This is a genomic window from Leptospira gomenensis (assembly GCF_004770155.1).
Taxonomy (GTDB): domain Bacteria; phylum Spirochaetota; class Leptospiria; order Leptospirales; family Leptospiraceae; genus Leptospira; species Leptospira gomenensis.
Genome location: NZ_RQFA01000026.1, coordinates 182,104 through 207,785, shown reverse-complemented (window position 1 = coordinate 207,785; position 25,682 = coordinate 182,104). Strand labels below are relative to the sequence as shown.

The 25,682-nt window shown below is 46.4% G+C and carries 22 protein-coding genes; 12 read left to right on the top strand and 10 right to left on the bottom strand.

The genetic code is table 11. The features are described from left to right. Positions 1-68 precede the first annotated feature (68 nt). Positions 69-1,340 (bottom strand): esterase/lipase family protein, encoded by a 1,272-nt coding sequence (locus tag EHQ17_RS05645; RefSeq protein WP_135591234.1) that lies wholly within the window; start codon positions 1,338-1,340, stop codon positions 69-71. A 135-nt stretch (positions 1,341-1,475) separates the two neighbouring features. Here EHQ17_RS05645 and EHQ17_RS05640 point away from each other — a divergent pair, with 135 nt between their 5' ends. Further along, the gene (locus EHQ17_RS05640; RefSeq protein WP_135591236.1) at positions 1,476-3,158 is read left to right on the top strand and encodes a B12-binding domain-containing radical SAM protein; all 1,683 of its coding nucleotides are present in this window, start codon (positions 1,476-1,478) and stop codon (positions 3,156-3,158) included. Between the two features lie 123 nt (positions 3,159-3,281). Here the strand turns inward: EHQ17_RS05640 and EHQ17_RS05635 are convergent, their stop codons facing one another. The 3 genes from EHQ17_RS05635 to EHQ17_RS05625 form a co-directional block, all read right to left on the bottom strand. Next, on the bottom strand, positions 3,282-5,747 hold the full coding sequence (locus EHQ17_RS05635) for a hybrid sensor histidine kinase/response regulator (RefSeq protein ID WP_135591238.1): 2,466 nt from the start codon (positions 5,745-5,747) through the stop codon (positions 3,282-3,284). A gap of 193 nt (positions 5,748-5,940) precedes the next feature. Then, positions 5,941-6,504: a ClpP family protease gene (locus EHQ17_RS05630; RefSeq protein ID WP_135591240.1), complete on the bottom strand. Its 564-nt coding sequence runs from the start codon at positions 6,502-6,504 to the stop codon at positions 5,941-5,943. 9 nt (positions 6,505-6,513) lie between these two features. Then, complete coding sequence (locus tag EHQ17_RS05625) at positions 6,514-7,086, bottom strand: RNA polymerase sigma factor (RefSeq protein WP_135591242.1); 573 nt, start codon at positions 7,084-7,086, stop codon at positions 6,514-6,516. A gap of 283 nt (positions 7,087-7,369) precedes the next feature. On the opposite strand from EHQ17_RS05625, the gene EHQ17_RS20270 reads away from it, so the two are divergent. After that, on the top strand, positions 7,370-7,504 hold the full coding sequence (locus tag EHQ17_RS20270) for a hypothetical protein (RefSeq protein WP_281276512.1): 135 nt from the start codon (positions 7,370-7,372) through the stop codon (positions 7,502-7,504). Positions 7,505-7,575: 71 nt separating this feature from the next. Here the strand turns inward: EHQ17_RS20270 and EHQ17_RS05620 are convergent, their stop codons facing one another. The 3 genes from EHQ17_RS05620 to EHQ17_RS05610 all read right to left on the bottom strand — a co-directional run bounded on the left by EHQ17_RS05620 (position 7,576) and on the right by EHQ17_RS05610 (position 9,334). Next, a complete protein-coding gene (locus tag EHQ17_RS05620) occupies positions 7,576-7,809 on the bottom strand; it encodes a hypothetical protein (protein WP_135591244.1) in 234 nt (77 codons plus the stop codon). Positions 7,810-7,989: 180 nt separating this feature from the next. Then, positions 7,990-8,295 (bottom strand): DNA-binding protein, encoded by a 306-nt coding sequence (locus EHQ17_RS05615; RefSeq protein WP_135591246.1) that lies wholly within the window; start codon positions 8,293-8,295, stop codon positions 7,990-7,992. 640 nt (positions 8,296-8,935) lie between these two features. After that, positions 8,936-9,334, bottom strand: coding sequence for a helix-turn-helix domain-containing protein (locus tag EHQ17_RS05610; protein WP_135591250.1), 399 nt, complete (start codon positions 9,332-9,334; stop codon positions 8,936-8,938). A gap of 160 nt (positions 9,335-9,494) precedes the next feature. On the opposite strand from EHQ17_RS05610, the gene EHQ17_RS05605 reads away from it, so the two are divergent. From EHQ17_RS05605 to EHQ17_RS19750, 7 genes are all read left to right on the top strand, one after another. Continuing rightward, a complete protein-coding gene (locus EHQ17_RS05605) occupies positions 9,495-9,725 on the top strand; it encodes a hypothetical protein (protein ID WP_135591252.1) in 231 nt (76 codons plus the stop codon). A gap of 4 nt (positions 9,726-9,729) precedes the next feature. After that, positions 9,730-10,035 (top strand): LIC13344 family protein, encoded by a 306-nt coding sequence (locus tag EHQ17_RS05600; RefSeq protein ID WP_135591254.1) that lies wholly within the window; start codon positions 9,730-9,732, stop codon positions 10,033-10,035. After that, positions 10,035-10,238 carry a hypothetical protein gene (locus EHQ17_RS05595; protein ID WP_135591256.1) on the top strand — a complete coding sequence of 68 codons (204 nt, stop codon included), beginning with the start codon at positions 10,035-10,037 and terminating at the stop codon, positions 10,236-10,238. Before EHQ17_RS05600 ends, EHQ17_RS05595 begins: the two co-directional genes overlap by 1 nt. Before the next feature lie 2 nt (positions 10,239-10,240). After that, positions 10,241-10,426 (top strand): hypothetical protein, encoded by a 186-nt coding sequence (locus EHQ17_RS05590; protein WP_135591258.1) that lies wholly within the window; start codon positions 10,241-10,243, stop codon positions 10,424-10,426. Further along, the gene (locus EHQ17_RS20375) at positions 10,423-10,896 is read left to right on the top strand and encodes a hypothetical protein (protein WP_425460679.1); all 474 of its coding nucleotides are present in this window, start codon (positions 10,423-10,425) and stop codon (positions 10,894-10,896) included. The genes EHQ17_RS05590 and EHQ17_RS20375 overlap by 4 nt, the downstream gene beginning before the upstream one ends. Before the next feature lie 135 nt (positions 10,897-11,031). Then, positions 11,032-11,472, top strand: a complete 441-nt coding sequence (locus EHQ17_RS05580) for a hypothetical protein (RefSeq protein WP_135591259.1) — start codon at positions 11,032-11,034, stop codon at positions 11,470-11,472. Then, a complete protein-coding gene (locus EHQ17_RS19750; RefSeq protein ID WP_167881130.1) occupies positions 11,469-11,606 on the top strand; it encodes a hypothetical protein in 138 nt (45 codons plus the stop codon). Before EHQ17_RS05580 ends, EHQ17_RS19750 begins: the two co-directional genes overlap by 4 nt. 87 nt (positions 11,607-11,693) lie before the next feature. Here EHQ17_RS19750 and rsgA read toward each other — a convergent pair whose 3' ends face one another. After that, a complete protein-coding gene (rsgA, locus tag EHQ17_RS05575) occupies positions 11,694-12,767 on the bottom strand; it encodes a ribosome small subunit-dependent GTPase A (RefSeq protein WP_135591261.1) in 1,074 nt (357 codons plus the stop codon). A 311-nt stretch (positions 12,768-13,078) separates the two neighbouring features. On the opposite strand from rsgA, the gene EHQ17_RS05570 reads away from it, so the two are divergent. The 3 genes from EHQ17_RS05570 (at position 13,079) to EHQ17_RS05560 (ending at position 19,011) form a co-directional block, all read left to right on the top strand. Further along, positions 13,079-16,492 (top strand): alpha/beta fold hydrolase, encoded by a 3,414-nt coding sequence (locus tag EHQ17_RS05570; protein ID WP_135591263.1) that lies wholly within the window; start codon positions 13,079-13,081, stop codon positions 16,490-16,492. Between the two features lie 51 nt (positions 16,493-16,543). Continuing rightward, positions 16,544-18,112, top strand: coding sequence for a GMC family oxidoreductase N-terminal domain-containing protein (locus tag EHQ17_RS05565; RefSeq protein ID WP_135591265.1), 1,569 nt, complete (start codon positions 16,544-16,546; stop codon positions 18,110-18,112). A gap of 188 nt (positions 18,113-18,300) precedes the next feature. Continuing rightward, complete coding sequence (locus EHQ17_RS05560) at positions 18,301-19,011, top strand: class I SAM-dependent methyltransferase (protein WP_135591267.1); 711 nt, start codon at positions 18,301-18,303, stop codon at positions 19,009-19,011. Positions 19,012-19,613: 602 nt separating this feature from the next. Here the strand turns inward: EHQ17_RS05560 and EHQ17_RS05555 are convergent. Both EHQ17_RS05555 and EHQ17_RS05550 read right to left on the bottom strand, forming a co-directional pair. After that, positions 19,614-23,819, bottom strand: coding sequence for an AAA family ATPase (locus tag EHQ17_RS05555; protein ID WP_135591269.1), 4,206 nt, complete (start codon positions 23,817-23,819; stop codon positions 19,614-19,616). Between the two features lie 139 nt (positions 23,820-23,958). Further along, positions 23,959-25,680 carry a GMC oxidoreductase gene (locus EHQ17_RS05550; protein WP_135591271.1) on the bottom strand — a complete coding sequence of 574 codons (1,722 nt, stop codon included), beginning with the start codon at positions 25,678-25,680 and terminating at the stop codon, positions 23,959-23,961. Positions 25,681-25,682 lie beyond the last annotated feature (2 nt).

Sequence of the window (25,682 nt, the reverse complement as noted above, 5' to 3'; positions counted from 1 at the left end):
TATCGCCCGTTTTCCTATAATATTCCGTAAAATAAATATTATAGATTTATAATTCTTTATTACGCGGATCAGATCCCGCGTCTCAGAAGATCGCGCAGAATTTCCCTCGTTTTAGGATGAGTTACCACTTGATAATGCGAGGTTTCCAGAAGAAGGTGAACCCTGGACTCTGGATTCTTTTTTTTGCGGAAGACCTTGTCGCTTAACAAAGTAAGACTAGGTTTTTCCACGATTCCGTCGCCGACCCAAGAAGACCATTTCGATTCCTCGCGCGAAACCAGACTGTAAATCTGATACGCGTCCACGTCGTCCAATTCGCCGAAATACGAATCGTTTTTATAACGCCCGATCTGATCGTTTTTGATCCAATCCTCTTCGCGGATGATACCGTGCGAAAGATCCTTGATCGCGTCGCTTCTCTGATTGCCGATAAAACCGATCAAGCTGACCGGAAGAATCGGCAGAGACTCCGCACCCAACCCGAGCCAAAAACCGATCTTTTCTATGTAAGATCCGCCGTCCGGCGAATTAACGATCAGAGCGCGATCGATACGTGACGCGAACTCGGAGCCGTCGCGTTTGGATTGATACAGAGCGCTCCGCAGAATCAGACCTCCCTGACTGTACGAGATAACGTCGAACTTTTTATCGTTCAACTCAGGAGAAGTTAGGAGTTTTCCCATCAAGTCTAACAGCGATTTGGCGTTAGACGAAATATGCACACCCGGATTAAAACGCACGTAGATAGGATAATAACCTTCCCCGATCATAACCTCGGACAACGGAGATTGTCCGCGTGCCGTGTGTGCGTTCCAAAGTCCTTCGTCGCAGAACAAACCGGGAATACAAAGAATCAGACCTTCCAGTTTCGAACGTTTCCAATCCTCCACGATCGTTTCGAAATCCGCGTCCTGTCCGTTTAAACGAAAGGACGCTTCTATCTGAGAAACGGTGACGAGCCCGGCGAACGATTCTCCTACGATGCTAGATACCGGAATGTTTTCGAAGAGTTTTTTTTTCACGGAATGGTCCGCGTGTTCCAGAGCTTCCAAAGCCTGATACATCGCGTTCGCAGTGGAAGTCAGTGCTTGCGTCAAACCCGCTTCCGTTTTTTCGCCGGCCGCCCGCAACGACTCGGAGGATTTGGAAAGAAATTCTCCGAAATTGGTATTCTGTATCAAAGGCGCGTCCGACAACTGAGAGAGTTGTTTCGAAGACCAGTCGAAGGATTCGGCAAGAAGCGAACGAACTCCTTCCAAGGTTCCGGTGGAAGTATCTTTCGCGATACGAACCAGAAGTTTACTTAGATCCATAGAGGGTTGTGTCGGTTTGTAGGGCATTTCCGCATCTCCTTTCATCGCCCGCGTATTATAACCCGTAAAACACGCGCGGTCAACGTATAAAAAAAATCGGAGACGATCTGGATTAAACGAAGTCGCTTGATTCAGGCTTTAGTCCGCGTCCCATGGTAGAACATGAGGCTTTTACTCATACAACCTCCGGTCGAAGATTTTTACGATACCGACATACGATTACAACCCATCGGACTTTGTTATCTCAAAGCGGCCGTCGGAAAGTATATGCCGGATGTGGAAGTTGTAATCCGGGATTTTCATCGGAGCAACGGTGAAAAACTCGCGGGTCGAAGGACGCTACCGGTTCCTCAGGAACTACGATATCTGCGATCCTATTATCCCGTTCGAGATAAAAGTCCGTTTTCCGCGTTTTTCGAATACTTCCGCTTCGGAGCTTCTTACGAAGAGATAACGGAAGAGACGAAAAAAATCCGGCCGGATCTCGTGGGAATTTCCTCCCTATTTTCGCCCTATTATCGCGAAGCCCTAAAAACGGCGGACGCCGTCAAATCCGCGTTAGACGTTCCCGTTTTGATGGGAGGTTCGCACGTATCCGCGTGTCCGGAATTGATGCTTTCCCACCGAAACGTGGATTTCGTCATTCGAGGAGAAGGAGAAAAAGCGATTTATGAATTTCTAATGGAGTTTCGAGGCAAAAAAAACTACACATCGGTTCTGTCGTTAGGTTGGAAGGAAAACGGGGAACTCAGAATCAATCCGATAGGAGATAACTTTCCATTGGAGGAACTTCCTCCTCCGGACCTATCTTCCCTTGCCAAGGAACACTATCTATTCGAAGGGAAGCCGATGCGTTTCATCGTGACTTCCAGAAGTTGTCCACATCGATGCAGTTTTTGTTCGGTTCATACCACGTTCGGAACCAAATACAGAAGAAACACGGTGGAAAATGTCTTGAACGAAATCAAGGAATCGTATCGGCTCGGGTATCGTGTGTTCGATTTCGAAGACGACAATCTGACCTTCTTTCGTCCGGAAATGAAACGTCTCTGCGAGGAACTGATCGTCGCCTTTCCCGAAAAGGACGTCCAATTCGTCGCGATGAACGGGATATCCTATCTAAGTCTCGACGCGGAACTTCTTTCGTTGATGAAAGAGGCGGGATTCACCAATCTCAACCTCGCTCTGGTAAGTTCGGACAAACTCGTACGAGAGACCACCAAACGCCCGCATACGATCGAAAAATATCTGCAGATCGTACACGAGGGATTCAAGCTCGGATTTCAAATCACGTCGTATCAAATCTTAGGGCTTCCTATGGAAACCTTGGAATCGATGATCCAAACGCTCCGCTTCAACGCGGCACAACCCGTTCTCATGGGGGCTTCCCTTTTTTATCTGACCCCGAATTCTCCGATCGCTTCCGGATTTCCGGAAAGAAGCGAATCGGATATCTTTCTCTCCAGATTGACTTCGATGGCGATCCCGTCCGGACATTTCGAACGTGAAGACATATATTCTCTTTTTATAACGACTCGGATTTTGAATTTCCTAAAAAGCGCCCCGTTACGGAAAGACGAAATTCTAAACTTAACCCAAAGCCTGAAACTTTTGGAGGAAGGAGGAATACGCCCGAGAATCGGAGCGCAACTTTTCCGTAAAATGTTAAACGAACAAAAACTTTACGCTTCTACGGCTACGGGAACGGTACTTTTGGAACGTTTTCGTTTTCCCGTATTCGAGCGGGTTTTCTCCGATTTACGCACGATCACCACCTTGACGGGGGGAAAAATCGAAATCGAACCCGGAGAACTCCGAGAAAATTCGGGGACCGATCGTGGTTAACGATAAACATTAAATTTCCCGAATATACTTCGGCCGCCGAACCTGTGTTGACGGACCGAACTCGAACGTAATTCGACCTAAAAACAATCCGAAACGATCGAAACGAGGCGCAATAAATCTTCGTCAATCGCGTTTGCGTTTTTCTTCAATTTTATCGATCCAAAGATCCAAGGTTTTTTTGAGTAAGACAAGATCGAGCGGTTTGATAAGACAATCGTTCATTCCGAGTTTTTGAAAACGTTCCACACCGCTTTCTATCGCATCCGCGGTGAGCGCAATGATGACGGGAAATTCCGAATTCCCTTTTCGAGACCGAATCCATCTAGTCGCTTCGATGCCGTCCACTTCCGGCATATGAATGTCCATAAGAATCAGATCGAAACTTTCGATCTGCATTCTTTCGACCACTTCCCTTCCGTTATGAACGACGACAGGATCGTATCCTAACTTCTTTAGAATCCGTTCGATGAGAAGGCAGTTGGTTTCGTTATCCTCCGCCACGAGAATTTTAGTCTTTTTTAATATAATTTCGGCGGAAACCGTTTCCAAATCCGATATCGTTTCCGGTTTTAAAATGGACTCGATTTCCGCTTCCGAAGGGATATCGTAAACGATCGAAAAAGAGAACTTGGAACCCTGACCTTCCTTACTTTCAAGATGAAGAATTCCGCCTTGAAGCTCCACGAGTTGTTTCGTAATACTCAATCCCAAACCGGAACCGCCGAACTTTCTCGCCGTCGAGGAATCGGTCTGTGAAAACGCGTCGAACACCTGCTTCTGTTTTTCCTCCGGAATCCCGATGCCCGTATCGGAAACGGTGAACTCGATTTCCGCTTTCTGATCGGAGGTGGTTTTTTGGGAAACTTTGAGAACGACCTCGCCTTGAGCGGTGAATTTGATCGCGTTACCGGCCAAATTCCATAGGATTTGCCTCAACCTCAATTGATCTCCGGAAACGAATTCTTGGATTTCAAACTTACCTTCCAAATGGAATCCGATTTTTTTTACCTGCGCGAGCGGACGCAAAAGATCGTGGATTTCATCCAAAACAGAACGTATCGAAAATACTTCTTTGTCTAGGACAACTTTTCCCGCTTCGATCTTGGAAAAATCGAGTATGTCGTTGATGATCTGTAACAACGATTTGGCGGAACCGGAAAGCGTATTGATGTATTCTTTTTGTTCTTCGGTGAGTTTGGTCGTTCCCAAAAGTTGGACCATTCCCAAAACGCCGTTCATCGGAGTGCGGATTTCGTGGCTCATATTGGCGAGAAAGCTGCCTTTCACTTTCGAGGCTTTTTCAGCGATCTCCTTGGCCTGAATCAACTCCCATTCGGTTTCCCTGCGTTGTTGGATTTCCTTTTTCAAAAGAACGATGTTTTTGTTAATCTCGGATTGAAGTCCTTCGGTAAGTTTGAATTCCAACTCCTTGATCCTTTGCACGAGAATGATCGAAAAGAGAATGGACTGGGTTATAAAAGCGATCTTTAATATATGGAGTGAGAAATAATTTATGGAAATCGCACCCGTCGCACTCAGATTCGTCACGACCGCGGCGACGGGAAAGATCAAATGAATGAAAAGGAGGACTTTCGCGGGTTTAAAACCTTCCCGTATCCTCTTAAAACAGAAATAAACTATGAGAAGATTATTGAACAGCGCCCAATAGTAGGAAAGTTGATTGGAAAAACTCGGAAACAGAAAAGAGAGCGGAAAAAAAAGAAGATTGGCCAGAAGATAAATCCACGAAACGAACTCGGCCCGTTTGTCCTTTTTTTCGGGAAATAAAAATTCCATCGCAAAAAGAAAAAGAAACAAAGTCGCGGAATAGATGAGAAAAAGCGTTGCCGGAAGATAATAACTCCCGTAGTACGGCCTGAAAAGGGGAAGCAAAAGTCCGTCCCAGGCGGTCAAATAGGAAGTAAATAAGAAAATCATAATAAAATAATAGAAGTAGGATCTTGCTCGAAAGAAAAAATAGAGCGAAAGATTATACAAGCTCATCGCTATACCGAAACCCAACGTCAAACCGACTATGATCGATCGGAATTGTTTGGTGAAACCGTATTTTTTCTCGGATTCCAAAACGATCGGAATCCGAAGCGGGGTTCCGCTTTTAATTTTGCAGACGATACGAATCGTTTCGCCGGGACGAAGATAAAAATCGAGAGTCGGGTAATTTTCCGGATAAATACGGTTGGCTCCCGCCGCGATCTCGTGGACTTTCCCGTCCTTATCATAACGATAAAAGATATCCACTTCCTCCAGATAAGGATTATAAATTTCGAATTTACCGTAATAATCCTTTTCCGAATCGTTTTCCAGAGGGGCATACAGCCAAAGAGTGTCTTTCGTAAATCCGAAAGCGACCATTTCCGCAGGAACGTTTTTGAAAGTCAGATCGCCGTTTTCGGAAATAATTTTTTCCCTAAGATCGGCGCCTTCGGCGTCGCGGATAAAATATACGAAAGGCGTAAAGTTGCCCGTAGTTTCGAGTTGAGAAACCTTTCCCCGTCGAATGGACGAAGATTCTCCGAATAGGGAAAAGGAAAATAAAAACGTCAGGGCCGCTGCAAAGAATATTCTCATAGAACGAAGAGACGAGCCGAAATAAAACGACTCTCCTTCGGTATGGTTTCACTTAGGATCGTTCCGGTAAAAAGAATTTTTCCTTACGACGATTTTTTGCGCCGGATTCTCCCGGGTCCTTCGTGATGAGAATGCGGCCAAAACCGTAAAAACGGAACGAATCCGAAAAACCTACGAACCCGTTCTTTAGAATTTAAACCGCACCCACGATCTTGTCGATCATTCCGTATTCCAATGCCTCCTGCGCGGAAAACCAGGAATCCCGATCGGTATCACGAACGATCCTCTCCAAAGGTTGTCCGGTCGCATCGGCCATAATCCGATTTAAAAGATCTTTCTCCCGCTTTACCGACTCCGCGAAAATCCGCACGTCTTCCGCGGGGCCCTTAAATTCCCCCATAACGTGCGGCTGATGAATCAGAATCTTGCTGTGCGGATAAGCGGCGCGATTGCCTTTATCTCCGCACAGAAGTAACACCGCTCCGAAAGACATCGCCATTCCTAAACAGTGTGTATACACGGGGGCACGAACGTTATTCATCACGTCCAAGATCGCCAAACCGGCGTACGTCGATCCTCCGGGAGAATGGATGAAAAGAGTGATGGGCCGTGTGGGATCGACCGCTTCCAAATACAAAAAACGGTCTATCAGATAACGGGCGGAATTGTCGTTCACTTCTCCCCAAAGAAAAACCTTTCTCTGTTCGAGATACAACGACTCGATGGTCGGCGAAGGCATAAACGTTGCGGCTTCCATGATCCTAACCTACGCCGCAAGAAGACGAAGACGCGCTTCGGGTCGGAAACATTCTCCGATTCCCTCGCGCAGAATGTTCTTGAGAATCGAATGTCTTCTTTTAATGAACGAAAGGGTTTTACCTTGTGACTTTGATATTTCGTCTAACGTGAAATTTTTATAATAGTAAAGTTCGATAAGTTTCCGGTCTTCCGGTTTGAGACGGTTCAGACTTTTAAAAATCCGATCGTTACGTTCCCGATTCCAAAAATCCGAGTGCACCTTTTCCTTGTCGCCCTCCCGAACCGAATCGGACCAAGAAGAGTTTCGATTCTCCTTTTTGCGTAGAATCCTATCCCCGTGTTTCACCAAAGCCCTCTTTAATAAAACGGGAAAGGATTCCAAAACCCGGATTTTATCCACGTTGCGATAAAGATCCCAAAAGGATTCCTGGACCACGTCCTGAGCCAAGTCCTCGTCTTTGAGGATTTTCGAAGCGTAACGATGTGCGAATTTGGAAAACCGATTCTGCAAAGTTTCCCAAGCGATCCGATCTCCGGATTTCGCCTTCTCTAAAAGTTGAGTAAAAGACCTGTCTTTCATACGTATAAAGTCCCGGTTCGAGTCGTTTCGGTTCGTAAAAAACGGAAAAAATCCCGAAAAAAAAGATCTGAAATTTCTTTCGTAACATATAAATCCCGCGGACGGAACCGTCAAGCACCGTACACGATCGCAACGGAAGATCGATCGTTATCTTTTCCGGATAAAACGCGCTCGGAACTCCGAGGAATGGTTTCCCGTTTCTAAATAACGGCAAAGCTCGTCCCGATCTCCGCTTTTTCACGATCCCCAAAGGAATCTCGTTGGTTTTCATCGGGAGGTCAAAATGTTCCGATTGATCCTTGGAATCGTAAACGTCTTTTCGTTTGCAACGATCCGATCCTCCGAAAGCGCGCATCAATCATACGTCGTCAAAGTGACGAAATCGGAGATTCTGGACGTATTCCGGAGAATATTATAAAATTCTGAAATACATTTTCCATACATTGTCGTTAATCCCGAAGGGAAAGCCGCGTTACTTCTTCTTCGTTTTTATTCCGATTTCCTGACCTTGATCGAAGCGAGTTTGATCAGATCTTTTACGTCCGTTTTGATTTCCGATAAATCCTTCGAAATCGAAGTCATCTCGGTTTCTATCTTCACGATCCGGATCTCATGATCCTTATACATGGCGTTGTATTGGAACGACGCCGAGAGAATAAATCCCGAAATCACCAATAAATCTTTGATTCCTAATTTTAATCGACCAATCTTTGAAACTTCCATGAGCCCTCTTTTCGACGAGAACCCGCACTCGGGCGGGTTTTACGAAGATACGACCGTTATCGATCGTATGTAAAAGATACCATACGAACTTCCCGCCGCCAAGGCGACAACGGACGTCATTACGATCGATCCGCCGCTAACGAAATTTCCGCGACTCAGGAAGGATAAGAACGGAATACTTCAACTCACCTGCCGTTTTGTTCTGAGCGAAAGAGCGATACGATCCAAATCGGAGACGAGAAATCTTCTTACGCGAGGACTCCATTCGATGAACGGGATTTCATAATCGAGAACGTATTGCGTAAACGTTCTCACCGAAAGATTCAGATAAAACGCGGCTTCTTTCGTTCTCAAAAGACGAGGAATCGTCGTTTCGGAAGCGCCGTCCTCCTTACGGATTTCGCCGCTTTTTTGGGACCGATCGTCCTCCCGTTTTACGGTTTTCAATAGGGATCCTTTTCTTGTATTACCTTTAATAGCACTCATGCGGAAGGCTTTGAATTACATTCAAAATTTGTCAAGTGCTTTCGAAACGAACCGATTTGGGACCGCACATTCATCCTCGGCCAAATTCGATAAAACGCGGTTAACGCAAAACTTACGAATACGAATTCTTCGATTAAACCAAACCGAATCTTTCGTCAAAATTCCGAATTTGAACCATCGACAAAAGAAGAAAATCATGCCGCGATCCATGTGGCCGAACGTATATTCAATTTTTATAAAATTATCAGTCTTCGACAAAACGGAAACGTTCTTTCATAGGTCGGGCTTCGAAAAGTAATGTGACATAGAGAAAATTTCGCGTCCAATTTCCGATCTTTGTCGATATGCACCGATTTAGAAAAAGCGATCCGAGAAAGACGAAAAAAAAACACATTTACCGATTTTGGATGGATTTTGTCGGGGGGCATTCACATACTAAACAAATAAATAGCACTTGTTGTTGGTGAAAAAATTGGACTCCGCTCAGGAAATACGGGAACTTCTATTTTGGGAAGTGGAATCGGCCTTAAAACGTTTCGAACTGGATTTTCAAACGTCTACGGAATCGATCCAAGTTCTAAGACATGCTTATGTTTCGGAGATAATCGATTTAGCTTTTTCTAAATTAGAAGTACGTTAATTACTTTTTCTTTTTGAATTTTTCCACGATCAAACTCAAAGATTCCAATTCGGAATCCGGAATTTCCAAAATATCCTCCAAAAGAGCCTCCAGACGCGGTTTGGATCGCAACTTTCTCAACAACGTACGATAACGGTCCGTTTCACGATCCGATTTCGCTTCCGCGGAAGAAACGAACATTTCACCTTCTCCGGCGATCAACCAAAGCGGATTGAGATTGTGTTCCGTCCTCAAACGCACCAAAGATTCCTGTGAAAAACTTTTAGCGCGTTCTTTGATTAGGTCGCTGATAAACGCAGGTTTTAGGTCGATGGACCTCGCGAATTCCGCCTGAGATAACCCCAGCGTTTCGATCAGTTTTTTCAAACGCTCCGGAAATTTTTTATCGAGCCTATACATTTTTATCGTATTTTTGATTGACCAAAATACATTTTTAACGTATAATAGTTTCCGGTGAAAAAACGCCGGAGAACGCCTGGTTTGTCAAAGAATGCCGGTCTTTTGTATGGCACAAAGCTCGCAGACGTAAGCTGAATCGCAATCACAAAAAGGAGGAAGAATGATCGTCGTTAAGGAAGAGCAATGCGGGGAATTCATCTTTTTCACGCTTAAAATGGAATCCCCGACGACGTTCGCAACGGAAGCGGAGCCGAGTTACGAACGTCTTTGTAGAAGTTTAAACGGACAATGCCTTTCGCTTGGAATCCCAAAAACATTCAAAAAATTGAATATAAAGTTAAAACGGGCCGAACGCCCAACACGTATTTTAAATCCGCAAAAAGGAGATTAAAAAAATGAGACACGCACAACCCGCAGCTTCGACTACGGAACTTACCGGCAAGATACGGGATAACCTGGATCCGGTTATTTTGTCCGAGATAAAGGAAAAATCGATCACACAAATCGCCGAATACGCCAGAGAACGATTCGTTACGTTCGATTGGCGATGGAACGACCACGAAGAGATGGAGGATAAAACGATTACTTCCCTGTTTCTGATGAAAAACGAAATGACAAAAATATGCGGCGCGGATCGGGAAAAAATCCGCGAGTTCATAAGCGTTCTTGAATGTATTTTAGAAGAAGAGGAAGGCGAGTGATGAACGCGGTCGAACGTATCTCCAGAACGAGACGAAATATTCTCGTTTCTAAACTGAAAAAGGAAGACGGCTGCGATAGAAACGCTCCGGAGATCATCGAAAGTCTTTCGAGCCGTTGCGCCATCTTTGAGACATTGGTCGGGGATCGAGCGATTACGGGTGAATTTTCGGAACGGGCGAACGAACAAATGATCGGAGAATAAGAATGAATACGGACTCTAAAACATGCCCCGATTGCGGAAATCGGAACGTATTACAACAAACGGATCTCTGCGCGGAATGTATACGCAGGAAATTCCACGAGATGATTCCGTACTTCGAAAGGATTCGGCCGCGTGACTACGACGTGGAAGCGGTCTCCTCCGATCCGAAATCGGAGTGGACCGTATGAGCGGCTTACCGCTTTTCAACGAGCGGACACGGTTCGAAATTGCGGCGGAAGCGAACGCCGGAGTTCCGCTCCGGAAGACGCAGTATAAACGGAGTAATTTCAACGGCGTAACGATCCGGTCCAGAAGGGGAAGATCCCTTTCTCCTCGTTTGGGAGCGGTGGTTTACGAATCCGGATTTAGCCTTACGGATATCGCATTCCAATATTCTTATATTCTTAAAAATGAAAATTCGAAAAACGGAAAGCCGGTATACAGGGAGCATCTGGCGGACGTGATAAAAGGAATTCGAAATACAGTACGTTACGTGAAAGCGGTCGAACAATCGTGGAAACTGCCGATCGAGGAAATACGCGGAATTTATCGAGAAGACAAGGAAAGGGAAAAAAGGGGACTAATCCCCGCTCCGGAGGAAATCCTTGCCTTTGCGGACAAATACCGCGCCTTTTTAAAAGAAAACAAGCCCCTATAAAAAAAGGTAAGCCGACATTCGAATTGCGAAAGAATAAAAATTCAAATATTATAATAAACTATTTTTTTGGTATAGGAAAGATACGAGGATGATCCGATCATTCGTTTCTTTCGTACCGGATCACAAGGAGGATCAGTGAATATGATTCTATATAAGAACATCAAAAACTATAAATATCAACTTCTGAAAACTTATACTTTCCCTACCGGAATTGCTACAGAAACGAATCTGAATATAGGAAATCCCGACATAAAAAGTTTCGTGGAAATTTCACGAGATGGAAGGCTCAGAATCGAAGCAGGTTACGCCTGGGACGGACCGAGCGGTCCGACAAACGATACGAAAAACTTCATCAGGGGATCTCTCGTACACGACGCGTTGTATCAGTTGATGCGCGAAAAAAAGCTGGATTTCAAGTCGTACAGAAAACAGGCCGATCTGGTTCTAAAAAAAATCTGTCTCGAGGACGGTATGAGTTCCTTTCGTGCTTCCTACGTATATAATTTCGTCCGTTGGTTCGGCGAGTCTTCGGCGAAACCGTCGGATGAACGTGCGGAATGGAGGACGGCGCCATGAGCGAAAACGAAATCCTGATCGGGGTGTTGCGTTATTCGGTATTTAGCACATTCGTTTCTTGGTTTATCGTAGGTATATTCGCGGGTTTATTCTGGATGTTCTGTAAAAAATTCCTATGGCAACGAAAAGACTAAAACGAATCAAAATGTAAAAAGCCGGGCACCCTAGAGCGAATGCCCGGCCAACACTTCGGATCGAAAAAGTTGATCGAAAATAGGAGTTTAAATTCTCCCCTTATCCTTGAGTCTTTTCTGAAGAGCCTTGGACATCTGTTTGTCCTTTTGCTTTTTTTTTCTCGCCTCCTCCGGATCGTTCAAAGCCTTTATCGCCTGCAATTCCCTTCCTAATTTTATAAAGGACGCATAACGTTCTTCTGAAATTTCTCCGGATATTACCGCGGCGGAAACTCCACAACCGGGTTCGCCGGAATGGGAACAATCGCCGAAACGACAGTTAAAAGCCGCCGAAGCGATTTCCGGAAAAATCTCTTCGATCCCGTCACCGTCTCCGTCCGAAAACAATCCCACTTCCCGGATACCGGGATTGTCCATTAAAATCCCGCCTTCCGGCAGAAGGAACAATTCTCGATGTGTGGTGGTATGTCGTCCAGTTCCGTCGGAACGTTTGACTTCATTGGTTTTCTGTATCTCTTCACCTAACAAAGAATTGATGATTGTCGATTTTCCCGCGCCCGACGAACCCAAAAAAGCGACGGTCTTTCCCGGATGTACGAATTTTCGGATCGATTCGGTTTGTTGTGAATCCAACGCAGAAATGGCTTCCACCGGCGCGTTACCCGCAATCGCTCGGATCTGCGATATCCTGATTTCCGGATCTTCACAAAGATCCGTTTTGTTCAGTATGATTCCGACTTCGGCTCCGCTGAGTTTCGCCAAGAACAGATAACGTTCGATTCTTCTCGGACTAAAATCGTTGTCCAAACCCATCACTACGAGCAAAAGGTCGATGTTCGCCGCGATCGCTTGGGATTGGTTGCGTCTTCCTGGATTGGCTCGTCTGAGAAAGGTTTTTCTCGGAAGAATTTTCTCTAGGATGCAGAGATCTTCGCCTTCCACCTTTCGAACGAGGACCCAATCGCCGGTTACTGGGTTTTCGCCGGAGGAAGAAAGAACTCCGGAAACGATTCCCCGTCGTTCACCGTCTTGCATTAGGATTTTAGAATATTCTCCGTAAACGGAAATCACCCTTCCGGGTTCCAGAGTTGTTTCGGATTCTGCGACGGATCGATCGGGATCCCAGCCGTAGGAGATGAGAATTGAGTTTGATTGAGACATTTGATTCCTTCTGAATTTTTATCAAGTTACGAACCGGCCTTTTCCTCATCGGGAAAATCGGTTAGGTACGGATTTCAGATTTGAATCAAACAATCATATGCGAACTACGAATCTACTTTAGAATTTCCTGATAGAACGTCAAGCAAAGATCGGAGCGGCCCTTCCGTCGCGGAAAGATTCCGGCCGAGACGGAGTCTCAAATAAGAGCCCTCTTCGGGAATTATTCCCGAAATCGTTTCCTACATCCTTATTTTTCTTGCAGTATTTTCCTTTTTTGGAAATATTTTGCCAATTTAACCCAGGCAAAAACATTGATTAAGAAAATTTCCCAACCCATTGAAAAAATCAAAAGCCAATATGACGTGATCGTGATCGGATCCGGTTACGGCGGAGGAATCGCGGCGTCGCGTTTATCGAGAGCCGGTTTGAAAGTATGTCTCTTGGAAAGAGGCAAGGAACTACGTCCCGGGGAATTTCCCAACAAGGAAATAGACGCGATCAAAGAAGTTCAGGCCAACTTCGAGGACAAACATATCGGATCCAAAACGGGTTTGTACGATTTTCACTTCAACAAGGACATCAACGTTCTGGTGGGTTGCGGTTTGGGCGGCACTTCGCTTATCAACGCGAACGTAAGTTTAAGGGCCGTACCGGAAGTTTTTCAAGACGCGGTTTGGCCGCAAACAATCCGGAAAGAGGCGAAGGACCACGGACTCGATCCTTATTATTCTTTGGCGGAAGAAATGCTCCGCCCCGCCGTTCTTCCCGAAACGTATCCAATATTAGAAAAAAATAAAGCTCTAAAAACTTCCGCATCTTATATCGGCCGAGAATTTTATCGCACTCCGATCAACGTAACCTTAGAATCAAAAGTGAATCACGTGGGAGTTCCGCAGGAAGCCTGTAACAACTGCGGAGATTGTGTGACTGGATGTAACGTCTCTTCCAAAAATACGACTCTGATGAATTATCTTCCGGATGCCGCGAATTTCGGCGCCGAAATTTTCACCGAAGTCAAGGTCAACTCGATCGAAAAAAAGGGCGAAGATTGGCTCGTTCATTTTATTCCGCTGAGCACCGACCGGGAAAAGTTTAGTAAGGATGAATTGTTCATTCGCGCGAAAACGGTCGTCCTTTCCGCGGGAACTCTCGGTTCTACGGAAATCCTTCTCCGCTCCAAAACGCTCGGACTGGAACTTTCCGATTCGCTCGGAGTTAGGTTTAGCGGAAACGGAGATATGCTGGGGTTCTCCTACAACGGGGACAAAAAGATAAACGGAATCGGATTCGGCAAAAAAAATCCCAAAGGACGAGTTCCCGTCGGACCTTGTATCACGGGTGTAATCGACACCCGCAAAGGAAGTCCGTTGGATCAGGGATTGATCATCGAAGAAGGTTCCATTCCTGGCGCGATATCCCCGCAATTACCCGCAATTTTCGCGCTCGGAGCGAAACTCACCGGCGAGAACACGAGAAAGGGATTCTGGAATTGGGTAATTCAGAAAATTAGAATATTCTTAAGTTTTATACTCGGCCCGTATCGAGGAGCGATTCGAAACACGCAGACCTATCTAGTCATGGCGCACGACGGAGCAGACGGCAGGATGTTTTTGCAGGACGACCGGCTCCGCATCTCCTGGCCGAACGTCGGCAAAAGGGCCATCTTCCAAAAAATCAGCGAAACACTCAAACAAGCGACGATTCCTTTGGGTGGAATGTATATTAAAAATCCGGTATGGAATAAAATGACCGATCAGGATCTGATCTCGGTTCATCCGTTGGGCGGATGTTCGATGGGAGAAGACGCTTCCTCCGGAGTAGTAAACGAGGATTGTCAGGTTTATTCCGGCAAAACAGGCAAATCCGTTTACTCCGGTTTATACGTCATGGACGGTTCCGTGATTCCCCGTTCTCTGGGAGTCAATCCACTTCTTACGATCTGCGCCGTTTCGGAACGCGCGTGCGCGAAACTGGTCGCTCAAAAAGGTTTGAAGATCGACTACAGTTTGCCTTCTCATCCTAAGGATTCGGACGTTTCGGATTCGAGCGTGTTGGGAATAGAATTCACGGAATGTATGAAAGGATTTTTTTCGACGAGCTCCAAAGAAAGTACGGAACGAGGATACGAAATCGGAAAAGACGAAGGTTCTTCCGTGGAATTTCTTCTTACGATACGCGGGGAAAACCTGGAGGAAATGATCCATAACCCGGAACACAAAGCGGTTTTATTCGGCACGGTAAAAGCTCCGGTCATTTCGAAGGACATACTTACGGTTACGAACGGAGAATTCCAACTGTTTACCAACAGAGAAGATCGGATCGAAACAAGAAACATGGTCTATCGTATGATTCTTCAAACCGAAGAAGGAAAAAAATTTCTTTTCGTCGGAGAGAAATGGATCCAAAACGACGGCCTTCTGAATATTTGGCGCGATACGAGCACGCTTTATACCACGATCTACGACGGAGAATCCGATTCTTCGCCGGTTTACGGAAAAGGAATTCTCCACATTCTTCCGGAAGATTTCGCGGTTCAGATGACCACGATGAAAGTAATCAATTCTAAATCCGCGGTCGATACGATCAAAGGTATGGCGAAGTTCGGTGCGTTTTTCTCCGGAGCGCTTTACGACGTTTACGGAGGTGTTGCGAGCGCGGTGGTTCCTTGGGATAAGGACGCAAGACCGCGCACCAAACGCACGTTACGCGTCACACCGCCGGTTACGCACTACTTCAACGCGGAAGACGGGGCCACACTTCGTTTATTACGATACAAGGGCGGAGAAAAAGGTCCGGTTCTTTTATCGCCCGGTTTGGGTGTATCGAGTCTGATCTTCAGCATCGACACGATCGACACCAATCTTCTCGAATATCTTTTCGAAAACGGTTACGATATCTGGCTTTTCGACTATAGGACTTCGATAGCGCTTCCTTCCGCGCCTCTTCCCAACTCAGGCGACGTGATCGCGACGAAGGATTATCCCGCCGCCGTAAACAAAGTGCGCGAGCTTACCGGCGCGGATAAAATTCAAGTTGTGGCTCATTGTTTCGGCGCTACCACGTTTACGATGGCGCTTCTGGCCGGATTACAAGGAGTTCGGTCCGTGGTTCTTTCGCAAATTTCGGCTAACGTGGAAGTTCCCACCTCGATGGACATCAAGGTAGGGTTGCATACTGCGGAACTTTTGGACGCCATCGGAATCAAGGATATGACCGCCTATACGAACGAGAACGACGATTGGCTCGATAAGTTATTCAACTCGGTGCTCGCGTTACAACCGCAATCACTCTTTGCACACGACGTAAATCCAGTAAGTAGAAGGATCACGTTTTTATACGGAAGCCTCTATAAACTGGACAACCTGAACGAGGAAACGTATCGATACGGATTAGGCGAGATGTTCGGCGTTTCGAACATAAAAGCGTTCGAACACCTTTCGAACATGATCCGGGCACACAAAGTGGTGAACGCCGAAAAAGAGGACGTCTACGTTCCGCACATGGACCGGCTCAATTTACCGATTACGTTTATTCACGGCGCGGAAAACCAGTGTTATCTTCCGGAAAGCACCGAACAAACGTATCAAACTTTGATCAACCGATTCAATCCGGATCAGTACACACGACACGTCATACCGGGTTACGGACATATCGATTGTATATTCGGAAAGAACGCCTCGAAAGACGTATATCCGCTCATACTAAAGGCGCTGAATCGTTACTGATTCGCGTACGATTCGAAAAACGTATTCAAAAACTATCATACGGAAGGAATGATGTCTGACAATAATTCACACTACGACGCCGTCGTAATCGGCTCCGGCTTCGGCGGCTCCATAAGCGCGCTAAGACTTTCGGAAAAAGGACAAAAGGTTTTGGTTTTGGAAAGGGGAAAGAAATATCCTCCGGGTTCGTTTCCACGAGACGTGCGAAACGTGGATCGGTTGTTATGGAGATATCCCAAAAAAAGAAAATCCCTCGGCTTGTACGAACTCAACTTTTTCAGCGGACTGGGTACAGTCACCGCATCGGGGTTAGGTGGAGGTTCGTTGATATACGCGAATATCCACATTCGACCGGACCAGGCGGTTTTCGACGATCCTCGCTGGCCTGCGCCCTTCAACAGAAAATATCTGGATCCTTTCTACGATAAGGTTGCGACGAAGTTGGACGTAAAACCGGTTCCCGCAGAATGGGATCTTCCCAAAAGAAACAAATTCAAAGCAGCCGCCGAATTGAACCAACATTCCTTTTTCGATCCGGACGAGGCCGTAAGCTGGTTGAAAGCGGCGAGGCCTGGTCAATCGGCGTGTCAACGTTGTGCGGAATGCGAATTCGGGTGCAACCACGGTGCGAAAAATACATTAGATTTTAATTATATTGCGGACGCACAAAAAAACGGAGCGGTATTCCAAACCGACTCCAACGTGACCCATATCGCTCCGGACAAACGTGAAGGATACGTCGTATATTACGAAAATACCGAAACGGGGGAAACACGTTCGGTTTTCGCCAAACGTGTGGTTCTTTCCGCCGGCACGTTAGGAACGCATCGAATTCTTTTCAACAGTAGAGATCGTTACAAAACGCTTCCCGACATCAGCAGACATCTGGGCAAAGGTTATTCGGGCAACGGGGATTTTTTAGGCGGAATCGAATCGAGTAAAACGGATCTTAAACCTTGGGACGGACCGGACGTAACCACGGTGATCAATTATTTTCCGAAAGGATTCCAATTCACGATGGCCGCGCCTACGTTCAACGAACCGGTGATGGCGGTATTGGCTTCCTTGGGAATCGCAAAACCGAATTGGTTTCTTCGTTTGATCGGACCGATTTTTTGGAAAAGTCTGGAATGGATCCTTCCTTTCGTATTCAAAAAAGGATTACTTTCCAAACCTCTTCCTCCCGGAGCGCCGGGCGCAGGAGATCCGAAATATATGACCAATCTTTTCGCCATAGGAAGGGACAATGCCAACGGAAGAATCGTACGCTGCGGAAAGAACATCGACATACGCTGGAACTATTCGAAAGAAAACAAAACATTGATTCAGAATATGACGGCATCGATGCAACAGGTGGGGGACGCTTACGGCGGGCAGTTCGGTCCTCTCGCGACGTTTCTTTTGTTCAATCGAATTCTTTCGGTCCACTCCTTGGGCGGCTGCACTCTTGCTTCCAATCCCGACAAAGGTGTCGTTTCAGAAACGGGAGAGGTGTTCGGTTATAAGAATTTGTTCATCGCGGACGGCTCGGTAATTCCTTCTTCCATCGGCTTCCATCCCGTAATGACCATCTCCGCAGTAGCCGAACATACGGCGGCCTCGATTTGTGCCGGATTATAAGAAGATAAAGGAGTTCGGCCGCGGCTTTGATTCGAATTCCGCAAATGAATGGACAAAGTTTTATTATATTCAAGAATAATGAATTATGAATTCTTGATTCTTTTTTATTTTAAAATAAAACTAATTAAGAATTCCGTAAAATAACACTCCGTCCGTTCACACGAAAAGGGCTCGAAAAGGAAAGAAAAATGCAGCAAGATCAACTCTATATCGACCTTGGATTATCCGAAAACCAATACAGCAAGGAAGTGATCGCGGGACAACAGGTTTATACGAGTAGTTTTCTTAGAGTTTACGATCTTATCGTATTGCATATCATCAGCCGCTGGTTATGGCGTTGTCCTCCGCAGAACATGGTTGATTTATACAATAAGTATTTGAGCGGAAACCATCTCGACATCGGAGTGGGAACCGGATATCTTCTGCAAAAGGCGAAGTTCCCCGTGGAAAAACCCTCCATCTCCGTTATGGATCTGAATCCGAACAGCCTCATCGAATCTAAACGAAGACTCGCGGGAATCGCCGGGCAGCTCAACGCGTATCGCGCGAATATTCTGGAACCGATTCAGACCAAGGAAAAATTCGATTCGATCGGAATGAGTTTTCTTTTTCATTGTGTTCCCGGCGCGATACGAAAAAAGGCTTCCGTCGCGTTTCAAAATCTTCTCAAGATACGCAAACCGGAAGGGGTCATTTTCGGAGCGACCGGATTACACGATCTCGGTCAGACTCACCTTCTTTCCAGAAAAGGAATGAAAAATTTGAATCGGAAAGGCGTGTTCCACAATACGGAAGACACGTTACCCGATCTAGAAGCGGCACTTAAGGAGAATTTCAAGGACTACGAACTCTACGTAATCGGAGCGATCGCCTTTTTTGCGGGAAAAAAAGCCAAGTAGGAAACCGGAAGACGTGAATCTCCGGTTCGTTTTGGAGGCGCAAGGGAGCGAACGAATTTAAATTTTCTATTTATTCCTCAAAGTTTCGGCATCTTGTTCGCATCAATTATGTTAGGCGATAGATCGATCGAATACGGAGTTAAATGATAGATGCCGGGTTCTATCCAGGTCCGTTCCCATTAGTATCACTTTAGGAAATTGAACGTTAACGACCTTTTCGGAAATTTTGCTCAAGATAAAGATTTAGCAAAAACGATTCGAACCAAATGTTTTATTCCAGATTTTTACGAAACTGAAACGATGATTTTCGATTTCAAATTTATAGAGTATTGTTTTAAAAAGTTAACGGATAAAAAGAAAAACGTATCCGATGTCGAAATCGACTCGGTGGAAACGATGATGTTATTGTAGTTTAACCCTGACAATCGTATAACTTAGATTTTGCTTTCGAAACAAGCATATTCCCTCCGATCTTACTCGGCTTCACCGCTTCGGCTTACAAAAGCGGACTCGGGTTCTTGCAAACCGGCGGACCGATCAACCGATTCCCCTCCCGCATCCCCCGCCGCTCCGACCGTTCCAACGACGATAAACCGCCGAGGTTATACGTTATGCGAAACGGATCCGTTTTCCCGCAATCGTTTCAGATCCGCTTTTGCCCCTAAGTCTAGGAAGATTTTTTCCGCGGCGGAAATACGTTCTCCATCCTGCAACAATTCGCCGATTTCATACAACGCAGTAGCGTATTCCCAACGGTTTTGTGTGGTGGAAAGGAAAGATTCCGCTTCCTTAAAAAGGGCTTCCGCTTTTTTGCGTTTGCCGGAATAAAACGACAATTTGCCCTTCAATACGAGCGAAGGACCGTAAAGATACGGAAGGGATTTTCCGAGTTTCAGCCCGTTTTTTAATCCGTAATCGATGATCTTGTTCAGACTTTTATCGCCGGTGTTCCTTTGAGCGTATAACGCCGCTTCGGCGAGATAAACGTTTCCGATCTGTAGCTGCGGAAATTTCACTTCGCACTTCAAGAATCCCGCATAACTGCGTTTAGACCAATACGCCGCCTTTTCCGGCCATCCTTCCAGAATCGCCAGTTTGAGAAGTTTATTGATCGTGGAAAGTTCGTTCATAACGTCGTTTTCCAACGAGGCTCGTTCGACCTCGATCAAAAGACGTTTTTCCAATTCCAACGGATCGAATTCGCCCAAAAGATAACCGAAATAAGGGGACCAGATCCTCGTCCAACGTAGCTGAAGTTGCGCACCGAGATCGCTCGCGATCTCTCCGATGTCGTCGAAGTATTTTTTCGCGGTTCTGAAATCGGATTGGAAGTAATACAAAAATCCGCCCGAAGAAAGCGCGGAAAGCAGATCCCACTTTTCTCCCACTTGACGATAAATGGAAATCGAATCTTGAAGATACGGAAGTCCTTGATCGGGACGGTTCAACATCATATAATAAAGACCTCGGACCAAAAGACTGATCGCGCGCGCATAAGGATCACCCGTCTTTTCGGCGAGTTCTCCGCCTTTGGTCAAAAAATGTTTCGAAGGTCCGAAAAGATTCATTCCCACGAAAACCTGACCGAGCGCACATTCCGCCAATGACTGACGAACAGGATCGTCGAATCTCTGTGTCGCGTTGTATTGCGTGAACACCGACCATCCGAATTTTTTTATGTCCTTCATGATATACATTTTCGCCAAAGTAACCAAGACCAGACAACGCAGCCGTAACCGTTCCGCCTTATTGTCCGAAGTGTAAGAGGAACCCAACAAGGCGAAACGAATCACAAAAGGAAGTTGTAATACGATTTTGAAAATCGTATCCGGTCTACTTCCGGGAGCGCGAATGCCGGTGATCTTCAACGCCTTCTCCAAGGTTTCCATCGCCCGGGGAATATCGTCCTGTTCCTGATACACCTGCCCCAGTCCGGTGTAGGAACGGATAAGATTCAGATTGGATTTATTTTCCAGACATTCCTTAAATAGAACTTCGGCGACTGAATACTGACCGAGCTGACGATGAACGTGCGCGAGCTCCAGTTTGATTTCGTAATACGTTTCGCTTTTGTCCTTTTCGAATTCGGCGATCAACTCCAAGGTTTTGGAGTAGTGATAAATCGCATCGCGGTTTGCGTATTTGCTTCTCGCTTTACGGGCCGCCATCAGGGAATACTTGGCTGCTCTTTCAAAATCGGAACATTGTTGATAATGGAACGAAAGTATATCCGCCATTTCGGTGACGTTATTCTCGTTCTCTTTTTCGATGAAGAACGCGATCCTTCTGTGAAGGTCCTCTCGTGTGGAATGCAGTAGAGTATTGTAGACGATGTCTCGTATCACGATATGTTTGAAGATATACGTCAAAGGATCCGTGATTTCCAACGGAGTAAGATCCAAACCTTCCAGGCTTTGGAGAATATTCTGGATTTCGGAACGGAACTCCACCGGAAGAAGATGATTGAGCGTTTCAACGTTGATCAATCTGCCGATTACGGAAGCGGTCTTTAATACGATCTTTTCCCGTTCCTGGAGACGATCCACCCTTGCGAGTAGAACGTCGTTAAGCGTGTTGGGAATTTGTATATCGCGGTTCGTATCCGCGGGAGACAACGTCCCGTCTTCCAGTCGTTTTAACGTACCTTCTTCGATCAGGTTGTGTACGATGGATTCCAAAAAGAAAGGGTTACCGCTGGATCTCGTGAGAATCTGATCCATAAACTCGTCCTGATTCCGATCCATCTGAAATTTGTGGATGAGAAAATCGCGCGCTTCCTCCGGTTTGAACTCCTTGAGTCGGATCAATTCTTCGTCGGCGGAAACGGCCTCTTCTCCGAATTGTCCTTCGGGTCTGGAAACGAGAACGAGCATGGATTTCATCGAAGGCAAACGGGAGGCGAGTTTTTCCAAAAGACGACTGGAAAGTTCGTCGATCCAGTGAACGTCTTCGAAGATCAACAGAAGAGGTTTTTTCGAGGAGCGTTCCTCGAGCAAAGAGAGGATGATCTCGAACAATCTTTCGTTTTTCTGTTTACGATCGATCTCTCTCGTGAGCGTGTCCTCTTCGACGGGAACTCCCATCAACGCGACTAACGCTTTGGCCCACGCCATGTCGAATGACTGCAGATTTTCCAAAGCCTTTTCCGCCTTTCCTACGCGGACCTCAACCGAGTCCTCTTCGAAAATTCCCAGAAAAAGACTGAGCAATTCCTTCCACGGATAAAACGGAGTGAATTTTTCGTACGGATAACAATAACCTATTAGAATTTCAACGTCGCGATCGTAGGCCTGATCGATGAACGTATTGGTAAGTCTGGACTTTCCCAAACCGGCGTCGGCGATGATTCTGCAGACGACTCCGTGTTTTTCTACGGAACGATCGAGCATACGATGCAGGCGATCGATCTCTTCCTTTCTACCGATCATCGGATCGCGATATTGAATCAAAAGACCGGGAATATTTTTTTGTTCGGAAGCGAGTTGGAAAACCTTTTTGGCTCCGGAAACCCCTTTGAGTTCGATTTCGCCGAGCTCGTGGATCGAAAAATTCTTTCCTAATTTCGTTTTCGTCTGCGAATCGATGAGGATTCCGGTTCGACCGGGCAGCGTTGCGAGACGCGCGGCGATGTTCATCATTTCTCCGATGGCCGTAAAATCTTTTCGAAACGGCGCGCCTAAATCCCCGCAATACGCCATTCCCGTCGAAATTCCCACCTGAAGATTTTTGGCCGCGGAAAAATTGGAGGAGGCTTCCGAAACCCGGATCGCAAAACGGGCGGCCAACGCCTCCTTGTTTTCGAGAGCGGCAGGAGCCCCGAAAAGAATCAGAAACAAACCGCCCTTATCGGACAAATCCGTAAGAACGAACGTTCCGGAAAAGGAGGCGGCCGCTTCCTGAACGTATACGAAAAAGTCGTTGAAGTTTTTGGAATCCGTATTCGATTCCAAAGGCGAATCGATGTGGACGAACACGGCCGCAACTTCCCGATAATCCCCTGAAAACGCGCGATGAACGTTAGTCGCTCTTTGATACAATTCGGGTACGATAAAACGCCTGCATCGTTTGAAAAAACGCTCCGTGGAAATCCGTTCCCCTTCTTCCCGAGAAGGAGGAGAGATCGTATTTTCGATTCGTTCGCAATCGGTCAGACGATAAAAACCTTCTCCGACCGCTTCTCCCATCCTCGACTCCGAGGACAAAAGATTCCAAAGACCAGCACTGAGAATGATTTCTCCTCCGGAAGCCAACTTTTCGGCTGCGATACATTCGTCCACGGGAGTTCCCGCGATGACAGCTCGAAGGAAACGGCTCGGTTCTCCCAATATGAATTCCTGAAATTCACCGTAAGCCAGACCTACCCTCGCCGGAAGATTTACTTCCTCCTCCAAAAGACGGTTGGAACTGAACTCGGAAATCGAATTAAAAATTCCTAATGCACAATTCGCGACGCGCAAAGCGGCTTCCGCGTCCGTTTCATTTTCCTTTTTTTCGAAACTTACAAGAACGGAATCTCCCGCGAACTGGTAAACGGCCCCGCCCCAATGACTGAGATGTTTTAACAGCGCTGTATAATAATTGGAAAGGACGGTTTGTAAAACGTCGATCCCGCGCGTCCCCTTGGCGGCGAGAGCGAGTGTCGTAGGCGTGAACCCGACCACGTCGAAAAAAAGGACGGCCCCTTGGAACGACTGCGACCTTTGCAGTTTGGATTCGTTCGCATCCGCCAACCTTCGTACGATTCCGGAAGGAAGATAAGGTCGTATCAGCTCGAGAGTGTCTTTGGTGGATTCGGTCGTACTATTCATAATAAACCTAAAAACGATTTTTTTATACGGTTTTCACTGCAGGCAGTGTTAGACGAATATTTTTGCCTTAATAGTTTCACTTGTTTTCATTTCGCCCGCAGAATCGTGTTTTTTATTACAACTTATCCGTCGGCCGATTTTACAATTTCGCCGTGGGTTTGATCCCTGTAATTCCTTCCGCAACGCGTTCGGACAAAGCGGCGATCGTCATCGAAGGATTGGCTCCGATGGCGGTAGGAGACAAACTTCCGTCCGCAACGTAAAGTCCTTGGTATGAAAAAACCTGACCGAACGTTTTCGGGTCCGAGGATGTGACCGAATTCGTTTTGGAAGTTCCGAGAATACAACCCCCTAAGGGATGCACCGAAACGTTGTTGCGAATCGGCCACGCCCAAGTCGGCAACGCAAAATGAGTTCTTGCTTTGATGAACGCTGCGAAACGTTTGGTGACTCCTAAAATGCTTTCGTACAAAGGCATGCTGTTTTTCTGGGGCCATACCACTTGCAGACCGCGTTTGCGATCCAAAACCATTTCTCCGTCCGCGCGATCGATTCCCATACAAAGCAAAACCGCGGTCGTATAGGAAACGTCGCCTTTCATCAACTCGCTGAAAAGATAACCCACTTTTCCGAAAATTTTTCCCGAGAAAAAACGTTTGCACAGCTCGACGATCGTATGAAAGAAAAATCCGATCCTCAAAAACCAAGGGATGGCCGCCTCGGTGAAATACGAAGCGAAAACCGGATAACTCGCGTCCTCCAAAACGAAGGCCCGTTGCGGGTCGAAATTCTTAAACAGATTGTAATCCGTATACTGCGTTATGATCGGTCCGTAATTAGGATCCGCGGGTTCCTTTCCCTGCGTCGCAAAGGAAAGAAAGTCCCCGTTACCAGAAAACTGTTTTCCCAAATGATCGGATACATCCGGTAAAGTTTTAAATTGTTGTTTGCATTTCAGAAGAAGTTCCGTACTTCCCAACGTCCCCGCCGAAATAATCACACGTTTCGTCACCGCGGATTCGAATTCCCGGTTTTCGGAATTTAGATTTCTATAATATACTCTGTAACCGTGTTCGCCGTGGAAGGAAGGATCGTCGCTTCCATCGGGAGCCAAAGGTACGATCCGATCGACCAGGTGTTCGGTGCGTATGTCCGCCCTGTATTTGTTCTCCGCTACGAAAAGATAATTGAGGTCCAACGTGTTTTTGGAATGTGTGTTACAACCTACGTCGCATTCGGCGCAGTAAACGCAGGATGTCTGAACCGCTCCGTATCGGTTTTTTTCCTGAAGCCCGATCGGTGTAGGTTTTTTGAAATCGTTGCCGAAAAAGACGTTGATATCCGCCAATTTCGATTCTCTTCCCGCCGCTTTGGCGAATTTTTGAAACAACTCCGTACGGACGATCCGCCTACGGGGATCCGAGTTTTGCGGAATCGGTCTAGAACCCAAAACCTCTTTTACAATTTTATAATAGGGTGAAAGAGACTTTTTTTTGACGTTGGCGGGCCAACGATCATCGAAGATATGATCGGGCGGCTCCAAAAAAACGTTCGCATAAATCAGGGAACCTCCGCCCAATCCCGCGGAAAGAACCACGTCCATGTGCGGATAATTCCTAATATCGAACAAACCAGTCTGATTCAGTTTGGAAAGTTTTTTAGGACGGACCCTACTGTTCTCTTCGGGGACGTTCCAAAAATTTTTGGACATGGCGTGCGGAGAACGGGGAAAGGAGCCCATCGGATAGCGTTTACCGCGCTCCAAAACCAAGACTTGTCCCGGCCATTTTTTGCTCAGCCTACAACCGTTAACGGCTCCGCCGAAACCGGTTCCTATCACGACAGCTTCGTATTTTTTCATGA